We start from the raw sequence: 19578 nt of genomic DNA on the forward strand, positions 1-19578 counted from the left end.
AATGAAAAAACCGAATTTTTCTGCTATAAATCCTGCCAAGGCTAAGATTAAAGGGACGGTAGAAGCATGGAAAAAAGAAGCCGAAAAAGCCGTTGGGCAAAATATCGATAACCTTCTGTTTGAAACCAATGAACAAATAAAAGTCAAACCGCTTTATGTTAAAGAAGATAATCGCGAATTGGAGCATATGGAAAGTGTCCCAGGCATCGCTCCGTTTACAAGGGGGCCCTATCCTTCGATGTATGTCAATCGTCCTTGGACGGTACGCCAGTATGCAGGTTTTTCGACTGCTGAGGAATCCAATGCGTTCTACAGACGTAATCTGGCGATGGGGCAAAAAGGGCTCTCAGTTGCCTTTGATTTAGCCACACACCGTGGTTATGACTCCGATCATCCACGCGTTGTCGGTGATGTGGGGAAAGCGGGAGTTGCCATTGATTCCATCCTTGACATGAAAATCCTTTTCAACGGGATTCCGCTGGATCAGATGTCCGTATCAATGACTATGAACGGTGCAGTATTACCTATCCTGGCTTTTTATATCGTGACAGCTGAAGAACAAGGCGTTACGCAGGATAAGCTTTCGGGCACGATTCAAAATGACATCTTAAAGGAATATATGGTCCGGAATACGTATATCTACCCACCTGAAATGTCCATGAAAATCATAGCTGATATTTTTGAGTATACCTCCAAATATATGCCGAAATTCAATTCCATTTCCATCTCGGGTTATCATCTCCAAGAAGCGGGGGCGCCGGCGGATATCGAACTGGCCTATACATTGGCTGATGGTCTTGAGTACGCACGTACCGGCATGAAGGCAGGTATTGATATCGATAAGTTTGCACCACGCCTGTCATTCTTCTGGGCTGTAGGATTGAACTATTTCATGGAGGTGGCGAAAATGAGGGCGGCTCGTTTCATTTGGTCAAAACTGATGAAACAGTTCGAACCGAAAAATAATAAAGCGATGGCATTGAGGACTCATTCCCAAACCTCCGGCTGGAGCCTCTCCGAGCAGGATCCGTTTAATAATGTCGCAAGGACCCTGATTGAAGCTCATGCGGCCGCACTGGGACATACACAGTCCCTGCATACGAACGCACTGGATGAGGCCATTGCACTGCCAACTGATTTCTCGGCCCGCATTGCACGTAACACACAGCTTTATCTGCAGGAGGAAACCGGTATCACAAAGGTAATCGATCCATGGGCGGGTTCATATTATGTAGAATCGCTCACTAATGAATTAATCGAAAGGGCTTGGGCTCACATAGAAGAAATCGAAGGTCTTGGAGGAATGGCAAAGGCAATCGAAACCGGCCTTCCAAAAATGAGGATCGAGGAAGCGGCTGCAAAGCGTCAAGCTAAAATCGATTCTCAGGATGAAACGATTGTCGGCGTCAATAAATATCGTTTGAAAAAAGAAGATCCGATTGAAATACTGGAGATAGATAATACCGCAGTTCGCGAAAGTCAGCTTAAGCGTTTGGGCGAATTAAAAGCGAAGCGTGATCAGGCAAAGGTGGATGAAGCTCTTCAGGCGCTATCCAGGGCTGCTAGAACAGGCGAAGGTAACCTGCTTGAACTGGCTGTGCAAGCTACAAGAGTACGGGCTTCACTAGGTGAAATCTCCGATGCGGTCGAAGAGGTGGCTGGACGTCATAAAGCAACGATCCGTTCTATCAGCGGCGTATATAGCTCGGCATACTCAAAAGAAGCGGAAATTGAGGAAGTCGTCCGCATGACGGAAGAGTTCCTTGAAAATGAAGGAAGAAGACCGCGTTTGTTAATGGCTAAAATGGGTCAGGACGGTCATGATCGTGGAGCTAAAGTAGTAGGAACGGGGTTTGCGGATTTAGGCTATGATGTCGATATCGGTCCATTATTCCAAACACCGGAAGAAACCGCCTTACAGGCCGTGGAAAATGATGTGCATGTTGTCGGAATGAGTTCGCTTGCTGCCGGTCATAAAACATTGTTGCCGCAGCTTATGTCGGAACTGAAGAAATTGGGCCGTGAAGACATCATAGTGATCGTCGGCGGCGTCATCCCTGCACAGGATTATGATTACTTAATGGAAAATGGCGCTTCAGCCATTTTTGGACCTGGTACAGTCATTCCACAGGCAGCGAAAAAAGTGCTTCAGGAAATATACAATCGCCTCGGATATGAGGAAGTGGTCCAATAATGAGTGAAGACAAGAAGCCGGAATGGGTCGATCTTAACAATCAGGAAGGTTTTGCTTCTTCATTAAAGCCAGGTGTAGAATTAGCAGCCAGTCATAACAAAGCTTCAAAAAGCAAATTCATCAAAAAACAAAATGTAAGCATACCGATCCATGAACTTAAAGAGGGAATCATAAAAGGGGACAGGGCCAATCTTGCTAAAGGGATTACACTGATTGAAAGCAATGCACCCCACCACTTCGATCCTGCACAGGAATTATTACATTCCATCCTTTCTCATACAGGGAACTCGATTCGAATCGGGATTTCCGGAGTGCCAGGTGCAGGGAAAAGCTCGTTTATCGAGACGTTTGGATCCTACTTATGTGCCAGGGGCCATAAGGTTGCTGTTCTAGCCGTCGACCCAAGCTCTTCTATCAACGGGGGAAGTATCCTAGGTGATAAGACGAGGATGGAGGAGCTGGCAAGAAACCCCCGTGCCTTCATAAGGCCCTCACCATCCGAAGGCACCTTAGGAGGAGTTCACCGCAAAACAAGGGAAACGATGTTGCTTTGTGAAGCGGCGGGATTTGATGTCATCCTGATAGAAACTGTTGGTGTCGGCCAGAGTGAAGCTATAGTACGAAGCATGGTCGACTTCTTCATGCTCCTTGTCCTAACCGGTGCCGGGGATGAATTACAGGGGATGAAAAAAGGGATCATGGAACTTGTGGACGGAATTGTGGTCAATAAAGCGGACGGAGAGAACATTCCGTTGGCGATTAGGACAAAGTCCGAATATAGTAGAATCTTGCACTTCCTTCAGCCGGCAACAAAGGGATGGGCAGGAAAGGCATATACTTGTTCTGCCATAACCGGTAAAGGAATTCCAGAACTTTGGGATGTATTGAATGAATTTTCCGCTATGACCAAGGAATCTGGTGTTTTTCAAGAACGGAGAAGACTGCAATCTAAGGAATGGCTTTATTCATTAATGGATCACCAGCTTAAAACGATGTTCTATAAAAATGAAACCGTCAAAGGTCTTCTCCCTATTTTGGAGAATGAAGTGATGTCAGGGAATAAAACGGTCACCACTGCTGTTAAGCAAGTCTTTCAATTTTTTACTGATACGTTTAAGTCAAATTAAACAGGAAAGGGGTGGGGCTTGAATTGTTTCTCATGCCCCATCCCTTTGTAAGAAGTTTTCTTGTTGTTACACACATGGTTCCCGCTTCCTTTTCGTTTTAAACATGTTTCGGATCCCTTTATCCACTTTTAGCAGGTAAATTTATTGAATCACGAAGTGGCAATTGTTATGATAGGATTGAAGAGAAAACTTGGAAGGGGCACATACCATGAATATGGATTTTAATTTTTTAATGAACGACGTAGTCAAACAGGCTCGCGATGAGATTAAGACTGCTGGATATACAGAATTGACTACTCCCGAGGAAGTAGCAGAGGTATTTGCACAAAAAGGAACGACACTTGTTATGGTCAACTCCGTTTGTGGCTGCGCTGGGGGAATAGCTAGACCTGCAGCAGCTCATGCGATTCATAATGATAAACGCCCTGATCAGTTTGTAACTGTTTTTGCTGGGCAAGATAAGGAGGCGACGGAAAAAGCCCGTGATTACTTCGAAGGGTATCCACCGTCATCCCCATCATTTGCATTGCTGAAAGATGGAAAAATCATCACTATGATAGAACGCCATGAAATTGAAGGGCACCACCCGATGTCCGTAGTTGAAAAATTACAAGACTACTTCGATCAATATTGCGAAGAAGTGTAAGCTATAGCCATAAGCAAAAAAACCCGCCAATCGACGGGTTTTTTTTATTCATGAACTTGCATAAATAAGGAACATTTAGGAAAGAAGATAGATAAGGAAGCCAGATATATCCCCTCTGGAGAAAAAGTGCGAAATGGGGAGGGTTAATTGAGTGAATATTTCGAAAAGTAAATCTATTTTTTACGTTATTGAATAATTATTAGAGTGTGTTAAAATACACATTAGTGTATGAATATTAGTTATGCAAATTAATTAATTTATATAACCTAAAACCAAATTTAATAACAAGAGAATTGAAAATATCATTTTGGAGGAATAATAATGAAGTTGAAAAAGCAGTTAGCATTGTTGCTTACTTCTGTGTTATTAGTAGGTATTTTAGCAGCATGCGGAACATCTGAGAAAAAAGATAAAAACACAGCTGGCAAAGAAGACAAAAAGGTCCTGGTAATGGGAACATCTGCGGATTATCCGCCATTTGAATATGTTGAAACATCTAAAAGTGATCAAATAAAAGGATTTGACATTGATATCGCTAAAGCAATCGGTAAAAAATTAGGTTATGAGGTTCAAGTGAAGGACATTGACTTTAATAGTCTTGTTCCAGCTCTGGAAAATAAATCGGTCGATTTCGTTATCTCTGGAATGACTCCAACAGAAAAACGTGAACAATCCGTTGATTTCAGTGATATATACTATACAGCTAAAAACATGATCATCACGACAAAGGACAGTAAAATCAAAACTGTTGAAGATTTAAAAGGGAAAACGGTAGGGGTACAGCTTGCATCCATTCAGGAGACATTGGCAAACGACTTGAATAAATCCAAAAAGACTGGGATGAAAATTGAAAAACGGAATCGTATTCCAGAGGTTGTTCAAGAAATGTCCACAGGACGTTTTGACGCCGCAATCATGGAAGATACTGTGGCAAAAGGCTATTTGAAAGATAATAAAGATTTGGTGGGCTATGTGATCAAATCTGGTGAAGAAGATGCCGGTTCGGCAATCGCTTTCCAAAAAGGAAGCAAGTTAACTGGCGAATTCAATGCCGAATTGAAAAAAATGTTACAGAATGGTGAAATGGAAAAATTAATAATAAAATGGTTCGGTGGCAGCGAAACCGAATAATACAGAGAGAGGAAAAGCGTTCAGAAGAGATGCAATATGCCTTCTGAACGTTTTTCCGCGCTTTATTGACATTAAATGAAGCAGGAGGAAGGCCCATGATAACGGCCTTCATAAGAGAGGATGAATGGAGTGAATCTGGAATTTGATAGGATTATACCCTCCCTTCCATATATCCTGGAGGGAATACCGACTACATTAAAGGTTGTAGCGGTTGCGGCTGTAATCGGTTTTGTTTTGGGAATATTATTATCTATACTTAAAATCAGTAGAATCAAGCCCTTAAATTGGATTGCTGACTTTTATACATCCATTTTCCGCGGTACCCCTTTAGTGCTGCAATTAATGCTGATTTATTTTGGTTCACCGCAAATATTAGGGATTCAAATCGAAGCATTCCAAGCAGCATTTTTAGCATTCGGGCTAAACTCTGCCGCATACATCTCTGAGATTATCAGGGGAGGCATTCTAGCGGTAGATAAAGGGCAACGTGAGGCTGCACTTGCACTTGGGGTACCCTATTCAGGGATGATGCTTAATATAATACTTCCGCAGGCCATCAAGAATATCCTGCCGTCCCTTGTGAACGAAGTGATTTCCTTAACGAAGGAATCAGCCGTTGTCACAATTATTGGGTTGGGGGATATCATGCGCCGTTCTTATATTGTCGGCGGTGAGACATATAAATTCTTCGAGCCGATTTTATTTGCCGGTCTCATTTATTATGTGATGGTTATGGTTCTTACCATCTTAGGCAAAGTGATTGAAAGGAGAATGAGACGCAGTGATTAAAATTGATGAGCTCAAAAAAAATTATGGTAAGCTCGAGGTATTAAAAGGCATCAGCACCGAGATAGGGCAGGGTGAAGTGTTAGCGATCATCGGCCCATCCGGTTCGGGAAAATCAACTTTCTTGCGTTGCATCAATATGCTTGAGACTCCAACTGATGGTCAAATTTGGTTTAAAGATCAAAACATCACTGAAAAAAAGACCAATATCATGAAAGTGCGTGAAAATGTAGGAATGGTTTTTCAACATTTTCATTTATTTCCTCATAAAACCGTCCTGGAGAATCTGACATATGCACCGATGAAGGTGAAAAAATTATCAAAAGCTGAAGCAGTAAAACAAGCTCGGGAGCTCTTGACTAAAGTCGGTTTGGCCGATAAAGAATCGTCATATCCGAATCGTCTATCAGGCGGACAAAAACAACGGGTCGCCATTGCGCGGGCATTGGCAATGAATCCGGAAGTGATGCTTTTCGATGAGCCGACCTCAGCTCTTGATCCTGAGATGGTAAAAGAAGTGCTCGAGGTAATGAAGTCACTGGCACATACTGGGATGACCATGCTTATCGTAACGCATGAAATGGGATTTGCCAAAGAAGTGGCCGATCGTGTACTTTTCTTGGACGGGGGTCTTCTCGTCGAAGAAAGTGCTCCGGAAGAATTCTTTTCCAATCCGAAAAGCCAGCGTGCAAAAGACTTCTTGGAAAAAGTTTTATAAGCCAAGGCAAATAGTATATAATTATAAAAAAAAGGTAACGACTAGGTTACCTTTTTTTATTTTATTCCTATAATGTATTTTTGAGTGAATGGATTTTGAAAAATTGGGAATTTCATTCACAAAGGACTGTAAAAACATCTGAAATCCTGATAGTATTATAATAGATAGCGAAAGAGCCAGGTGATACATAACAATGTTTAAAATCGGATACAGGACGATTAAAACTGCTTTGGGGGTTACCCTGGCAATTATTATCGCGCAAATGCTTAACCTGGAATATTTTTCGGCTGCGGGAATCATAACGATCTTATGCATTCAAGTTACAAAAAAGAAGTCGGTGGATGCCTCCTGGCACCGGTTTTTAGCTTGTTTGATCGCAATGGTCTATGCATCCCTATTTTTTCATTTCATCGGGTTCCATCCGCTGACAATAGGGTTGATCCTTTTGATTTTCATTCCTACGACAGTTGCCTTGAAGATTAATGAGGGAATTGTAACGAGCAGCGTCATCATCATGCATCTTTATGGAGCTGGCAACATCACTTTTTCCCTGCTGATCAATGAAACGATATTAATTGCCGTTGGAGTTGGAGTTGCACTTGTCATGAATCTGTACATGCCCAGTGTCGATGAAAAACTGCTTGCCTATCAGGAAAGTATCGAAACTAACTTTAGTGCGATCTTGATGGGGATTGTCCGCTATTTAAGGGATAATGACCACACATGGGATGGTAAGGAAATTACTGAAACAGYCAATCTTCTTAACCAAGCCAAAAGCCTTGCCTTCAGGGACGTGGAAAATCATTTCTTAAGGGAAGAAGACCTGTATTACCATTATTTCAAAATGCGTGAAAAGCAATTTGAAATAATTGAACGCATTCTTCCTCTAGTCACGAATATTCCATTGGTCGTCAAGCAAAGCGGGATAGTGGCTGATTTTATTGAGGACCTGGCAGAAAACGTCCATCCACAAAATACGGCCATTCTTTATCTGAAAAAGCTTGAAGAAATGGAGCTGCATTTTAGGGGAATGGCACTTCCACAGACACGGGAAGAGTTTGAATCAAGGGCCGCATTACTGCAGCTCATGAAGGAAATGGAACGCTATTTATTGTTAAAGCATTCCTTCAAGGGGTTACCCAAGCTGGCCAATAACCGAATGAAAAAGAGGCACATGGCTTAAACTAAGCAAAAGAGTAAAGGAATTGATATAAATGAAATGGATCCTTTCTTTGTTGCTTATGCTATCTTTGTGGCCGCTACAGGTACAAGCTCAACCTCAATCGGTTAAGCCGGGAGATCCTTTTATCATCATCAATAAAGCCAACAATAAATTGGCGTTCATTGATGATAACGAGGTCAAGGAGATTCTGCCGGTCGGCACTGGGAAGAGTCAGGAATTGACACCTGAAGGGATTTTCACGGTTAAAATAAAAGCGGTCAATCCCTATTATCGAAAAAAGAATATTCCGGGCGGCGATCCCAGGAACCCTTTGGGATCGAGGTGGATTGGATTTGATGCACGAAATACCGATGGCAGGATTTACGGGATACATGGTACGAATCAACCGTCGTCAGTCGGTAAATTCATTTCAAATGGCTGTGTACGGATGCATAAAGCCGATGTAGAGCGTTTGTATGAAAAAGTCCCTATCGGCACAAAGGTGTTAATCACCAAGTCGAACGATGATTTCAAAACTTTGGCAAAGAAAAACGGAGCGATAAAATAAAAAAGAGAGGGAAGTCTTTGCTTCCCTCTCATTCCGATATTTATTATAAAAGAAATGCGATACCTGATAATAAGGTCGTCAACAACATCGAGATAAGCATTAAATACACGACGATCTTTCTTATTTTTTTATTTCCCATATGCTCTCTCTCCCTCAAACAGTTTAATTGGTTTTATTTTAACTTGAACGTTTAGTAGAAACAAGTAAAAGTACAATGTTCATATTATTCCGAATCTTGAAAGGCTTCAATGGAAGATTAATAGTATTTTAATAGAGTCATCCATAATGCATAACATGGGGGGATGAATGATGATTAAAAATATCGATCATATTGGTATTGCCGTCAAGTCACTTGATGAAACCTTACCACTTTACACGGAAACGCTGAACTTGGAACTTGAAGGAATAGAGACAGTGGAGAGCCAAGGCGTAAAAGTGGCCTTTATCTTGGCAGGCAATACCCGTTTGGAGTTATTGGAAGCGTTGTCACCGTCAAGTCCAATCGCCAAATTCATTGATAAACGCGGTGAAGGGATTCATCATGTGGCCCTTGGTGTCGATAGTATCGAAGATCGAATTAAAGAAATTAAAGAATCAGGATTGCGCATGATTGACGATTCATCAAGAAAGGGAGCACACAAAGCAGATGTTGCTTTCGTTCATCCCAAGTCTACTGCAGGTGTATTGTTTGAGCTTTGTGAACGAGCCGGATCAAAGGAGGAGCAGGAATGACAGACATATATGAAACGATCAATGACTTATATGACAGACGCCGCAAAGTGGAAATGGGCGGCGGTGAAGAAAGAATCGATAAGCAGCATGAAAAGGGCAAACTTACTGCAAGGGAAAGAATCGAGCTTTTAGTTGATCCGGGAACTTTCATTGAACTTAATCCTTTCATCAAACACCGTAATACTAATTTTGGCATGGAAAAGGAAGAAGGACCGGGAGAAGGGGTCGTCACCGGTTATGGAAAGGTAAACGGCCGCGACATTTATCTGTTTTCCCAGGACTTTACTGTATTTGGCGGTGCACTAGGGGAAATGCATGCTCTGAAAATTGCCAATGTTATGGATTTGGCGGCGGAAAATGGGGCCCCCTTCATAGGTTTGAACGATTCTGGTGGAGCGCGTATTCAAGAAGGTGTTGTTTCCCTTGACGGTTATGGACAAATATTTTATCGGAACTCCATTTATTCAGGCGTCATTCCACAAATTTCCGTTATTATGGGACCTTGTGCAGGCGGAGCCGTTTATTCTCCAGCCATAACCGACTTTGTCTTCATGGTTGAAAAAACGAGCCAAATGTTCATAACAGGACCTAAAGTCATTGAAACGGTTACGGGTGAAAAGATTTCATCTGAAGGATTGGGTGGAGCGACTGTACATAATACCATAAGCGGTAATGCGCATTTCAAGGGAGCGACAGAAGAACAAGTATTGGCCGACGTTAGACGTCTCCTGAGCTATCTTCCACAAAACAATGAAGAGAAGCCGCCGGTTTTGGAAACGGACGATGGAGATGACTACCGTCCGGACTTAACGGATGTAGTCCCATATGAAGGGATCCGTCCATATGATGTTCGGAAAGTATTGGAGCAAATTGTCGATGAGGGTTCCTTCATGGAAGTGCAAGAGGGCTTTGCGAAAAACATAGTGGTCGGCTTAGCGCGAATCAAAGGGAAATCAGTGGGACTTGTCTGTAACCAGCCAAAAGTATTGGCAGGGGGACTGGATATTGATTCATCTGATAAGGCTGCCCGTTTTATTCGTTTTTGTGACTCGTTTAACATTCCGTTAATTACGTTTGAAGATGTTTCAGGCTTCTTCCCGGGCGTTAAACAAGAGCATGGCGGGATAATCCGTCACGGTGCAAAGCTGCTATACGCTTATTCAGAAGCAACAGTACCAAAATTGACGATCATCCTGCGTAAAGCATACGGAGGAGCTTATGTGGCCCTTAATAGTAAATCCATCGGTGCTGATCTAACATTTGCATGGCCAAATGCGGAAATCGCGGTAATGGGTTCGGCTGGAGCGGCAAATATCATTTTTGCCCGTGAAATTCAAAATAGTGAAGACCCTGAAGCGACTCGTGAGGCTAAAATAGAAGAATACCGTGATAAATTCGCTAATCCATATGTTGCTGCAAGTCTTGGAATGGTAGATGATGTAATTGATCCCCGGGAAACAAGGATTAAGATCATTCAATCACTTGAAATGCTTCGCAACAAAAAAGAAAAACGTCCATGGAAAAAACACGGCAATATCCCGTTATGATCCAACTGCAAGGAGCCCGAAATATATCTATTTTGGGCTCTTTTCCATACTGGGAAGAATTCGTAAACCCATTTATATGTTATCATTCACCATTTTTAAGGGGAACTTTGGACGGGGGATGACCAGCATTCCATTTAAGCACGGTTCCTCAATTTCACATTATTTGCCGGGGCGCCGCTTTTAGAAGTATAATTAAAGAGGAAAACTTTTTTTGGAGGTTTTATTTTATGATTAATGAAGAACGTTTAGTTAGTGAATTTATGGAATTGGTCCAGATTGATTCCGAAACGAAAAATGAAGCAGCCATCGCCAAAGTGCTGAAAGAAAAATTCGAGGCACTGGGTGTAGAGGTTTTTGAAGATGATACAACAGCAGTTACGGGTCATGGTGCAGGCAATTTAGTATGTACTTTAAAAGGAATGAAAGAAGGCGTAGATACCATTTATTTCACCTCCCATATGGATACGGTTGTACCGGGTAATGGAATCAAGCCTTCCATCAAAGATGGATACATAGTGTCAGACGGAACGACCATTTTAGGAGCGGATGACAAAGCTGGATTAGCGGTCATGTTAGAAACGCTTAAAGTGTTGAAAGAACAGAATATCGAGCATGGGACAATCGAATTTATCATAACAGTCGGTGAAGAATCTGGCTTGATAGGGGCAAAGGCATTGGATCGCTCACTTGTAACGGCAAAATTCGGTTTTGCTCTTGATAGTGATGGAAAAGTTGGCAATATCGTCGTTGCTGCACCTACTCAGGCGAAAGTGTCTGCGATAATTTTAGGCAAGACTGCTCACGCTGGTGTCGCCCCTGAAAAAGGAGTTTCGGCAATTACGATCGCTGCCAAAGCGATCTCAAGAATGCCGTTAGGCCGGATCGACGAGGAAACGACAGCCAACATCGGACGTTTCCAAGGTGGACAGCAAACCAATATTGTTTGTGACCATGTTGAAATCCTTGCGGAAGCAAGATCCTTGATTCCTGAAAAAATGGAAAAACAAGTGGCGAGAATGAAAGAGGCATTCGAGACTGCCGCCATTGAAATGGGCGGACGGGCTGAAGTTGAAGTTAACGTCATGTATCCTGGTTTTAAATATGGGGCTGGCGATCATGTAGTCGAAGTCGCAAGAAAGGCAGCAGAGAAAATCGGTCGTCCATGCGAGTTGGTTAAAAGCGGCGGCGGAAGCGATGCCAATGTCATTGCAGGTTTTGGGATTCCTACTGTCAATCTCGCAGTGGGGTATGAAGATATCCATACTACGAATGAAAGAATACCCGTTGAGGAATTAACGAAGCTTGCTGAAATGGTTGTCAGTATCATCAAAGAAGTATCCGGGGAATAATTAAATCGAAAAATAGATCCGGAAGAGAGTTTCCTGAGTAAATCTAAAGAAGGTGGCCGTATTTCTTGTTGGAAATGAGGAATGTGCTTTACCGATTTCAATCCGTGATTTCCATCGAGAAATCTGATGCCATATAATTGATTCCCCCTAGCAAGGATTTGTTGCTGGAATGGGCAATGTCAGGAATGAATTATTACCACTGATATAGGAATGAGGTATTATATCCAGGTAAATCAGCTCTCGGCAATGATGAACAGAGGTGGATTGCAAAATGGACGGATGTCCTCCCCACCGGACACATAGTCCAGCCAGGCAATCAATAAACTGAATATATGCAGGGTGTTGCCAATGGGGTAGCCGTTTGATTACAATCATTGATCCTTAAAAACTCGTATCATCTTTGTTCAAGTATTGCTGGAATTTATGTACAGTCATCAATGACATGATGGCTGTTTTTCTTGGATTTGCATTATCTTTCACTGTGGTTACCAAAGATAAATAGGGGTATCTTAAAAGAAATGGTTTTTTATTGGCCCTATTATCCGGTGTTTTTTATTTTTACAAGGATGTGACGGTCAAACATGAAGGACATGTATCCCAAAAATGGCAGGGTCATTCTCCATGTAGACATGAATAGTTTCTATGCTTCAGTTGAAATGTCATATGATGTTTCATTGAAAGGCAAACCGCTTGCGATTGCAGGCAATGTTGAAGAGAGAAGAGGCATAATCGTCACCTGCAGCTATGAGGCGAGGAAGTTCGGGGTTAAAACGACCATGCCGATTTGGCAGGCGAAAAAACTATGTCCTCAATTAGTCATTCAGAAACCGAATTTCGAGCGTTATCGAAGGGCATCACTGGCTATTTTCAATGTATTAAGGCAATATACAGAGATGGTTGAACCGGTTTCGATAGATGAGGGGTATCTGGATATTAGTGAATGCGCCGAATTGGGTTCACCTTTAGATATAGCCAATAGCATTCAGGAAAGAATTTTGAATACGATGGATCTCCCTTGCAGCATCGGGATTGCCCCTAATAAATTTTTGGCCAAAACTGCCTCTGATATGAAGAAGCCAATGGGAATCACCATATTAAGGAAAAGGGATATTTCGGAAAAGCTCTGGCCTTTACAAGTGAACGAAATGCATGGAATCGGGGATAAGACCTCGGAAAAGCTTAAAACCATCGGCATAATGACGATCAGGGACCTTGCAATTGCCAATGATAGTCAACTGAAACAGCTTCTTGGGATCAATGGCATCCGTTTGAAAGATAGGGCTAATGGAATTGACCCCAGAATTGTGGATCCCGAAGCGATTTTTGATCATAAAAGCATTGGGAACTCAACAACTCTGCCACATGACTCCACAAATCAAAAAGAACTGATCGGTGTATTGGAAAAGCTTTCTGAGAGGGTAGCCATCCGGTTGAAAAATAAACGCCTGCTTGGTCAAAAAATAGGAGTGACGATCCGTTACAAAGACCGCCGCACTATAACGAGAAGCAGGACGGTTCCTAATCCTGTTTTTGAAAAAAAGGATATCCTGGATGGAGCTACAGATCTCTTTATGAAAAATTGGAATGGGGAAGGGATCAGACTCCTTGGTGTCACTGCCTATGATGTCATAGAGAAAGAGTCAGCCTTCAAACAGCTGGATATTTTCTCCTTTCAAGAGGATGCAGCAAAAGAACCTCTGTATGAAGCGATGGAACACTTGCAAAATAAGTACGGAGAAAATATTATTAAAAAGGGATTACCCTTGAAGAACCGTTCGATTGGAACGGACACTAGCTTCAGCAAAGATTTCTTTGAGCAATCCAGGAGGAATGATCCTTCTTTTGAAAAAGAATAGCGTATAAGCTGTGTAAAGATATAGAGAAGGGAAAGATGATCATGACAAAACAACAGATTGGCGTTATCGGACTAGCGGTAATGGGCAAGAACCTTGCATTTAATATTGAAAGCAGAGGATATTCAATTTCCGTCTATAATCGCTCAGGATCAAAAACGGACGAAATGATGAAGGAAGCGGAAGGTAAAAACGTAACGGCCGCATACACGCTTGAGGAATTCGTCGATTCTTTGGAAACACCACGCAAAATTTTATTGATGGTTAAAGCTGGTGCTGCAACAGATGCGACAATCGAGCAATTAAAACCGTTACTTGAAAAAGGGGATATCGTTATTGATGGAGGAAATACCTTCTTCAAGGACACTCAGCGCCGTAATGACGAATTAAGCAAGCTTGGCATCCATTTCATCGGTACAGGCGTCTCAGGAGGGGAAGAAGGGGCTCTAACAGGTCCATCCATCATGCCTGGGGGTCAAAAAGAAGCATATGAACTGGTTGCACCGATCTTGAAGGATATTTCAGCTAAGGTCGATGGTGATGCTTGCTGTACGTATATCGGACCGGATGGAGCAGGTCATTATGTGAAAATGGTACATAATGGTATTGAATACGGGGACATGCAATTGATTTCAGAATCTTATTTCCTTTTGAAAAATCTTCTTGGGCTGTCCGCTGAAGAATTCCATGAAGTCTTTACTGAATGGAATGAAGGGGAACTTGATAGTTATCTAATTGAAATTACTGCTGATATTTTCAAAAAATATGATGAAGAAACTGGCAAGCCGATGGTCGATATCATTTTAGATAAAGCGGGCCAAAAAGGAACAGGGAAATGGACAAGTCAAAGTGCGCTTGATCTTGGTGTTCCGCTTCCAATCATTACGGAATCCGTATTCGCCCGGTTTATCTCAGCAATCAAGGACGAGCGTGTTGAAGCGAGTAAAATCCTTCGTGGTCCAAAAGCCGAATCATTTACAGGCGACAAAAAGGCTTTGATTGAAAGTATCCGAAAAGCACTTTATATGAGCAAAATCTGTTCATATGCACAAGGATTTGCACAAATGAAAGCAGCATCAGAAGAAAATGACTGGAACTTGCAATATGGCGAAATCGCGATGATTTTCCGTGGCGGCTGTATCATTCGCGCACAATTCCTTCAAAAAATCAAGGAAGCGTTCGATCGTAAAGCGAACTTGAACAACCTGCTTCTTGATCCTTATTTCCAAGGGATTGCCGAAAGCTATCAAGGAGCTCTACGTGAGGTAGTGTCAACGGCAGTGATGAACGGAATTCCGGTTCCTTGCTTGTCATCGGCACTTGCCTATTTCGACAGCTATCGTACAGAAACGCTGCCAGCTAACCTAATTCAAGCCCAACGTGACTATTTTGGAGCTCATACGTATCAACGCATTGATAAAGAAGGAACATTCCATACCGAATGGATGGAAAAATAATAAGTTCAAGCCGGCTAAAAGGGAATTCCCTTTTAAGCCGGCTTTTTTAAAAAAACTATCTCCGATGCTCCACAAGGTCAATGACCCCTAATACAATATGTGCCAAACCGAAACCAAATACCGTATTAGCCACCATTTTGTTTGAGCGCCGGTTCTGCTTCATTGCATAACCAGCAGCTGTCACGGCTGTGCCCAACGCTGTTGGAATTAACCCTTCACGAATGTCCATTCGATAATCCCCCCACATCGAAGTTAGTGGTGCCATTACTTGCACCTTTTCTAGTGTAACCTCAGCAAGACCTTACCATTCTTTTTCTATAAAGAGTCCAAAAGGTTGGAAAGGGTAAAAATGAACTAGGTGTAAATAGTGTTGGTTTATTTCCTTTTTTATGGAAATGTAGTATGATGTATGTCATTCATCCATCCATCTTTTTAGGTTTAAACACCTGCGGAAAAGGAAATATAAACATTGAAAGCCATGGACGGACCATAGGATACAGTAGGCAGATAAGAGAGAAGGAGCGGATGACTAATGTTCATCATCTGGTTGGCTGTAGCCATTTTTTTATTATTCATTGTCTTAGAACTGGGTGTTTCATTTTGGCTTAATTTAGAAAGAGATGAAGAAATGTCAAAGCCCAAGGAAATGTTTCATATTATCCGGGAGAAATTGGTCAGGAAGAATGTTTCATGAATGAAGAAGGGGATGCAGAATTCAAATCTGCATCCCTTCTTGATATCCTATCAATCATCATTATTTTCGCTTTTCTTGATTTGCCACCAAATATGTCCATCTTCTGCCAGGAGTTCATCTGATGCAAGTGGACCTGTGGATCCTGCTTCATAATTAGGGAAAGATTCTTCTTTAGTATTTTCCCATGCATCGGAAATGGTATCGACGAACTTCCATGAGAGGGCAACCTCGTCCCAGTGAGTGAAGTTTGTAGCATCTCCACGCATACTGTCAAACAATAGCTTTTCATATGCCTCGGGAGAATTGATGTGTTCGATCCCTTTGTTCGAGACGGTCAGCTTCATTGGCTTTGTATTGGACGTCGTCCCGGATTTCTTGACATTTAAGTACAATGTGATACCTTCGTCTGGCTGGATATGGATAACGAGAAGATTTGGGTTTAACGTTTCTTCTGTTTTATAATATAGATTCATTGGGATATCTTTGAATTGTACAACGATATTCGTTGATTTGACATCCATTCTCTTACCGGTACGGATATAAAAAGGTACACCGGCCCAACGGAAGTTATCTATCATCAATTTACCCGCAACATAGGTCTCTGTGTTGGATTCGGGATTTACGTTATGTTCATTGCGGTATGCCGGAAGCGCTTGACCGCCTATCGTTCCTTCACCATATTGGCCACGGACGAAGTATTGATTGACTTCGTCCACCTTCATAGGTCGAAGTGAACGCAATGCCCGCACTTTTTCGCTTCGGATCTCTTCGGTTGTCAAAGCGATCGGGGGTTCCATGGCAAGCAAGGCAACCATTTGCAGCAGATGGTTTTGGACCATATCCCTTAGGGCACCGCTAGTTTCATAATAACGCCCACGTTCTTCAACGCCAAGTGTTTCACTTGAAGTAACCTGGATGTTAGATATATATCTGTTATTCCAAAGCGGCTCGAATAGGGCATTTGAAAAACGTATGACCTCAATATTTTGAACCATTTCTTTTCCTAAATAATGATCGATACGGTAGATTTCATCTTCAGCGAATGCAGTTCGAATCTGCTCATTCAATTTTTGAGCAGTTTCGAAACTGTGCCCAAATGGCTTTTCGATGACCAGGCGCTTATATCCAGTCGAATCAGTCAGGCCTTGAGCTTTAATCTGTTCGGCAATCGTTCCGAAAAACTCAGGTGCCATCGCTAAATAGAAGATCCGATTTCCTTCTAAATGGTACTGCCCGTCTAAATTTTCGGCAATGTCTTTTAACTGGAGGTATGATTCCGAGCTAGTTACATCATGGGAGTGATAATGGAAATGGGAAATGAATTCGTCTACCTTTTCTTCCGCATGTCCAAACTTAAGTATGGAGTCCTTGACACTTGTTTGAAACTCTTCGTTCGTCAATGATCTCCTTGCTACTCCAACGACGGCGAATTTATTGATTTTCTCTTTTTGAAATAGTCGATATATGGAAGGAAACAGTTTCCTTTTCGCTAAATCTCCGGTAGCACCAAAAATCATAATCAATGCTGTGGGTTTATTGTTTTCTGTCATGTTAAAACCTCAACTTTCCGTTAAATCTGTCTATAAAGTTGGAATTCCCGATTGTGTACCAATTTCTAATTCTACGTTTAGCTTTCCCTCAAAGCAATCAATTTGCGCATTTTTTTCTTATATTTCATTAAAAGTTTAATGTTGTTTTGGTTTTAATGGGTCATAAATGAAAGAGCACCTTTGATTATGCTATAGTTAAGTCATAAAGTATTTGCAACGGAGGTAGTATCGTGGATTTTGTTTTTTTAGGTACAGGCGCTGGCGTTCCGGCTAAAGCGCGTAATGTGACATCAATCGCTCTTCAATTATTGGAAGAGCGCGGGACGGTTTGGTTATTCGATTGTGGGGAAGCAACACAGCATCAAATTTTAAAAACGGCAGTCAAACCGCGAAAAATTGAAAAAATTTTCATCACCCATTTGCATGGTGATCACATCTTCGGACTCCCTGGGTTTTTAAGCAGCAGATCCTTTCAGGGCGGAGTGGATAAATTGACCGTATATGGTCCGCATGGCATTGATGCATTTATTAAGACGAGCTTACAGGTGAGTGGCACTCATTTAAAATATCCATTGGAAATCATTGAAATAGAGGAAGGCGTAGCATTTGAGGACGAACAATTCACAGTGACGGCCATGGCGCTGGATCATGGCATCTACAGTATCGGTTACCGGATTGTAGAAAAGGATCGCCAGGGAAGCCTGCTCGTCGATCGGCTGCTGCAAGAAGGTGTGAAGCCGGGTCCGCTTTTTAAAGCATTGAAAAATGGACAAACGGTCAGTCTTGATGACGGCCGTATCTTAAATGGGAAGAATTATCTAAGTGCTCCGCAAAAAGGTCGGATCATCACGATTCTGGGTGATACGCGTGTGTGCAGCAATGCTCTCATTCTTGCTGATTCAGCGGACTACCTTGTTCATGAAGCTACATTTTCAGCAGAAGAATCTGAAATGGCATCCGCCTATTATCATTCGACCACGGTTCAGGCTGCAGAAACGGCTTTGAAAGCGGGAGCTAAGCATCTAATCCTTACCCATATCAGCTCACGGTATACTCCAGAGGATTCGGAGAGGTTAAGGAAGGAAAGCGAAGCTATCTTCGCAAACACGATCTTGGCTGAAGATCTAATGGCCATTAAAGTTCCTTTATATTCAAAGGAATAGGGTAGCTGAAATCAAAGAGAATGTTTGATATAATTAATCAATTGTTCATTGGATATTTAAAGGAGTGTTAATATGACTGACCAAAGTAACCTACATACTAAAGCAATGGATTTTCTCTTGAAAACAAGCCGGACTTTTTTCATTCCAATCAGCTATCTTCCGAAGGGATTACAGGAGGCAATTGGAGCTGCATACCTTTGCATGCGCGCCATCGATGAGATCGAAGACCACCCCGATCTGCCTGCAGATACTAAGGTTACCCTGTTACATGCTCTAAGCGAGCTGCTTGGGGCGGATCCTAGGGAAGAAGAACTTCAATCGTTATTTGAACCATATAAGGATTTTCTGCCCGAAGTGACCCTGCTTCTTTCGGACTGGATTCAATTTTGTCCTCCCGGTGCAAAAGCCAAAGTCTTGGAGTCGACAAAGGAAATGGCCGAAGGCATGGCAAAATGGGTTACTAAGGACTGGCAAATTCATAATGAAGAAGAGCTCGATGATTACACATATTATGTTGCGGGTTTAGTTGGCGTCATGCTGTCCGATATGTGGAACTGGTACGATGGAACGGAAACGGACCGTGAACTTGCCATCGCATTTGGCCGTGGACTCCAAACGGTCAATATCCTGCGTAACCGTGAGGAGGATGCAGAACGTGGTGTGAACTTTTATCCGGATGGCTGGGGTTTCGATGAGATGCTTGCCCATACGGAACATAATCTTGCATTAGCCGATGCGTACATTGGGGAAATTGAAACGAAAGAGATCATCCAATTCTGTAAAATACCTTTGGAATTGACAAAAGCCACATTGAAGGCCTTAAAAGAAGGCAAAGAAAAAATTGATCGTGCTACAGTTACCGAAATTGTTAATCAAGTAGTCGAACACTGATATTCCATTA

19 protein-coding genes are annotated in these 19578 nt (G+C 42.2%); 16 read left to right on the forward strand and 3 right to left on the reverse strand.

What is annotated here, in order from left to right; translation table 11 throughout:
* Position 1: 1 nt before the first annotated feature.
* The 8 genes from scpA (at position 2) to AC1DVK_RS05850 (ending at position 8332) form a co-directional block, all read left to right on the forward strand.
* Positions 2-2194, forward strand: a complete 2193-nt coding sequence (scpA, locus tag AC1DVK_RS05815) for a methylmalonyl-CoA mutase (RefSeq protein WP_410860384.1) — start codon at positions 2-4, stop codon at positions 2192-2194.
* A complete protein-coding gene (gene meaB, locus AC1DVK_RS05820) occupies positions 2194-3321 on the forward strand; it encodes a methylmalonyl Co-A mutase-associated GTPase MeaB (RefSeq protein WP_477626029.1) in 1128 nt (375 codons plus the stop codon). Before scpA ends, meaB begins: the two co-directional genes overlap by 1 nt.
* A 208-nt stretch (positions 3322-3529) precedes the next feature.
* Positions 3530-3967 carry a BrxA/BrxB family bacilliredoxin gene (locus AC1DVK_RS05825; RefSeq protein WP_477626030.1) on the forward strand — a complete coding sequence of 146 codons (438 nt, stop codon included), beginning with the start codon at positions 3530-3532 and terminating at the stop codon, positions 3965-3967.
* Between the two features lie 327 nt (positions 3968-4294).
* The gene (locus tag AC1DVK_RS05830) at positions 4295-5098 is read left to right on the forward strand and encodes a transporter substrate-binding domain-containing protein (protein WP_176431790.1); all 804 of its coding nucleotides are present in this window, start codon (positions 4295-4297) and stop codon (positions 5096-5098) included.
* A 129-nt stretch (positions 5099-5227) separates the two neighbouring features.
* Positions 5228-5887: an amino acid ABC transporter permease gene (locus AC1DVK_RS05835; protein WP_061466139.1), complete on the forward strand. Its 660-nt coding sequence runs from the start codon at positions 5228-5230 to the stop codon at positions 5885-5887.
* Positions 5880-6602 (forward strand): amino acid ABC transporter ATP-binding protein, encoded by a 723-nt coding sequence (locus tag AC1DVK_RS05840; RefSeq protein WP_061463974.1) that lies wholly within the window; start codon positions 5880-5882, stop codon positions 6600-6602. The genes AC1DVK_RS05835 and AC1DVK_RS05840 overlap by 8 nt, the downstream gene beginning before the upstream one ends.
* A 193-nt stretch (positions 6603-6795) precedes the next feature.
* A complete protein-coding gene (locus tag AC1DVK_RS05845; RefSeq protein ID WP_477626031.1) occupies positions 6796-7785 on the forward strand; it encodes an aromatic acid exporter family protein in 990 nt (329 codons plus the stop codon).
* A gap of 31 nt (positions 7786-7816) precedes the next feature.
* Positions 7817-8332 (forward strand): L,D-transpeptidase, encoded by a 516-nt coding sequence (locus AC1DVK_RS05850; protein WP_061463972.1) that lies wholly within the window; start codon positions 7817-7819, stop codon positions 8330-8332.
* Positions 8333-8375: 43 nt separating this feature from the next.
* Here AC1DVK_RS05850 and prli42 read toward each other — a convergent pair whose 3' ends face one another.
* Positions 8376-8471, reverse strand: a complete 96-nt coding sequence (prli42, locus tag AC1DVK_RS05855) for a stressosome-associated protein Prli42 (RefSeq protein ID WP_155727341.1) — start codon at positions 8469-8471, stop codon at positions 8376-8378.
* Between the two features lie 170 nt (positions 8472-8641).
* Here prli42 and mce point away from each other — a divergent pair, with 170 nt between their 5' ends.
* The 5 genes from mce (at position 8642) to gndA (ending at position 15270) form a co-directional block, all read left to right on the forward strand.
* Positions 8642-9064, forward strand: coding sequence for a methylmalonyl-CoA epimerase (gene mce, locus AC1DVK_RS05860; RefSeq protein ID WP_089361472.1), 423 nt, complete (start codon positions 8642-8644; stop codon positions 9062-9064).
* Complete coding sequence (locus AC1DVK_RS05865; protein WP_410860385.1) at positions 9061-10611, forward strand: acyl-CoA carboxylase subunit beta; 1551 nt, start codon at positions 9061-9063, stop codon at positions 10609-10611. Before mce ends, AC1DVK_RS05865 begins: the two co-directional genes overlap by 4 nt.
* 227 nt (positions 10612-10838) lie before the next feature.
* Entirely contained in the window at positions 10839-11960 is a 1122-nt protein-coding gene (locus AC1DVK_RS05870) for a tripeptidase T (protein ID WP_477626032.1), read from the forward strand.
* A 581-nt stretch (positions 11961-12541) separates the two neighbouring features.
* Positions 12542-13816 (forward strand): DNA polymerase IV, encoded by a 1275-nt coding sequence (locus AC1DVK_RS05875; protein WP_410860386.1) that lies wholly within the window; start codon positions 12542-12544, stop codon positions 13814-13816.
* A gap of 41 nt (positions 13817-13857) precedes the next feature.
* Positions 13858-15270, forward strand: a complete 1413-nt coding sequence (gndA, locus tag AC1DVK_RS05880; protein ID WP_477626033.1) for an NADP-dependent phosphogluconate dehydrogenase — start codon at positions 13858-13860, stop codon at positions 15268-15270.
* A gap of 55 nt (positions 15271-15325) precedes the next feature.
* Here the strand turns inward: gndA and AC1DVK_RS05885 are convergent, their stop codons facing one another.
* On the reverse strand, positions 15326-15499 hold the full coding sequence (locus tag AC1DVK_RS05885) for an asparagine synthase (protein ID WP_089361468.1): 174 nt from the start codon (positions 15497-15499) through the stop codon (positions 15326-15328).
* Between the two features lie 303 nt (positions 15500-15802).
* Between AC1DVK_RS05885 and AC1DVK_RS05890 the strand changes: the two genes are divergently transcribed.
* Positions 15803-15964 (forward strand): hypothetical protein, encoded by a 162-nt coding sequence (locus AC1DVK_RS05890; protein ID WP_155727338.1) that lies wholly within the window; start codon positions 15803-15805, stop codon positions 15962-15964.
* A 50-nt stretch (positions 15965-16014) separates the two neighbouring features.
* Here the strand turns inward: AC1DVK_RS05890 and zwf are convergent, their stop codons facing one another.
* A complete protein-coding gene (gene zwf, locus AC1DVK_RS05895; protein WP_318686025.1) occupies positions 16015-17514 on the reverse strand; it encodes a glucose-6-phosphate dehydrogenase in 1500 nt (499 codons plus the stop codon).
* A 230-nt stretch (positions 17515-17744) separates the two neighbouring features.
* On the opposite strand from zwf, the gene rnz reads away from it, so the two are divergent.
* Together rnz and AC1DVK_RS05905 are read left to right on the forward strand one after the other, a co-directional pair.
* The gene (rnz, locus tag AC1DVK_RS05900) at positions 17745-18677 is read left to right on the forward strand and encodes a ribonuclease Z (protein WP_477626034.1); all 933 of its coding nucleotides are present in this window, start codon (positions 17745-17747) and stop codon (positions 18675-18677) included.
* A gap of 72 nt (positions 18678-18749) precedes the next feature.
* Positions 18750-19568, forward strand: a complete 819-nt coding sequence (locus tag AC1DVK_RS05905; RefSeq protein ID WP_477626035.1) for a squalene/phytoene synthase family protein — start codon at positions 18750-18752, stop codon at positions 19566-19568.
* Positions 19569-19578: the final 10 nt, after the last annotated feature.

The sequence above is a fragment of the Peribacillus sp. P4_B1 genome (assembly GCF_056402395.1).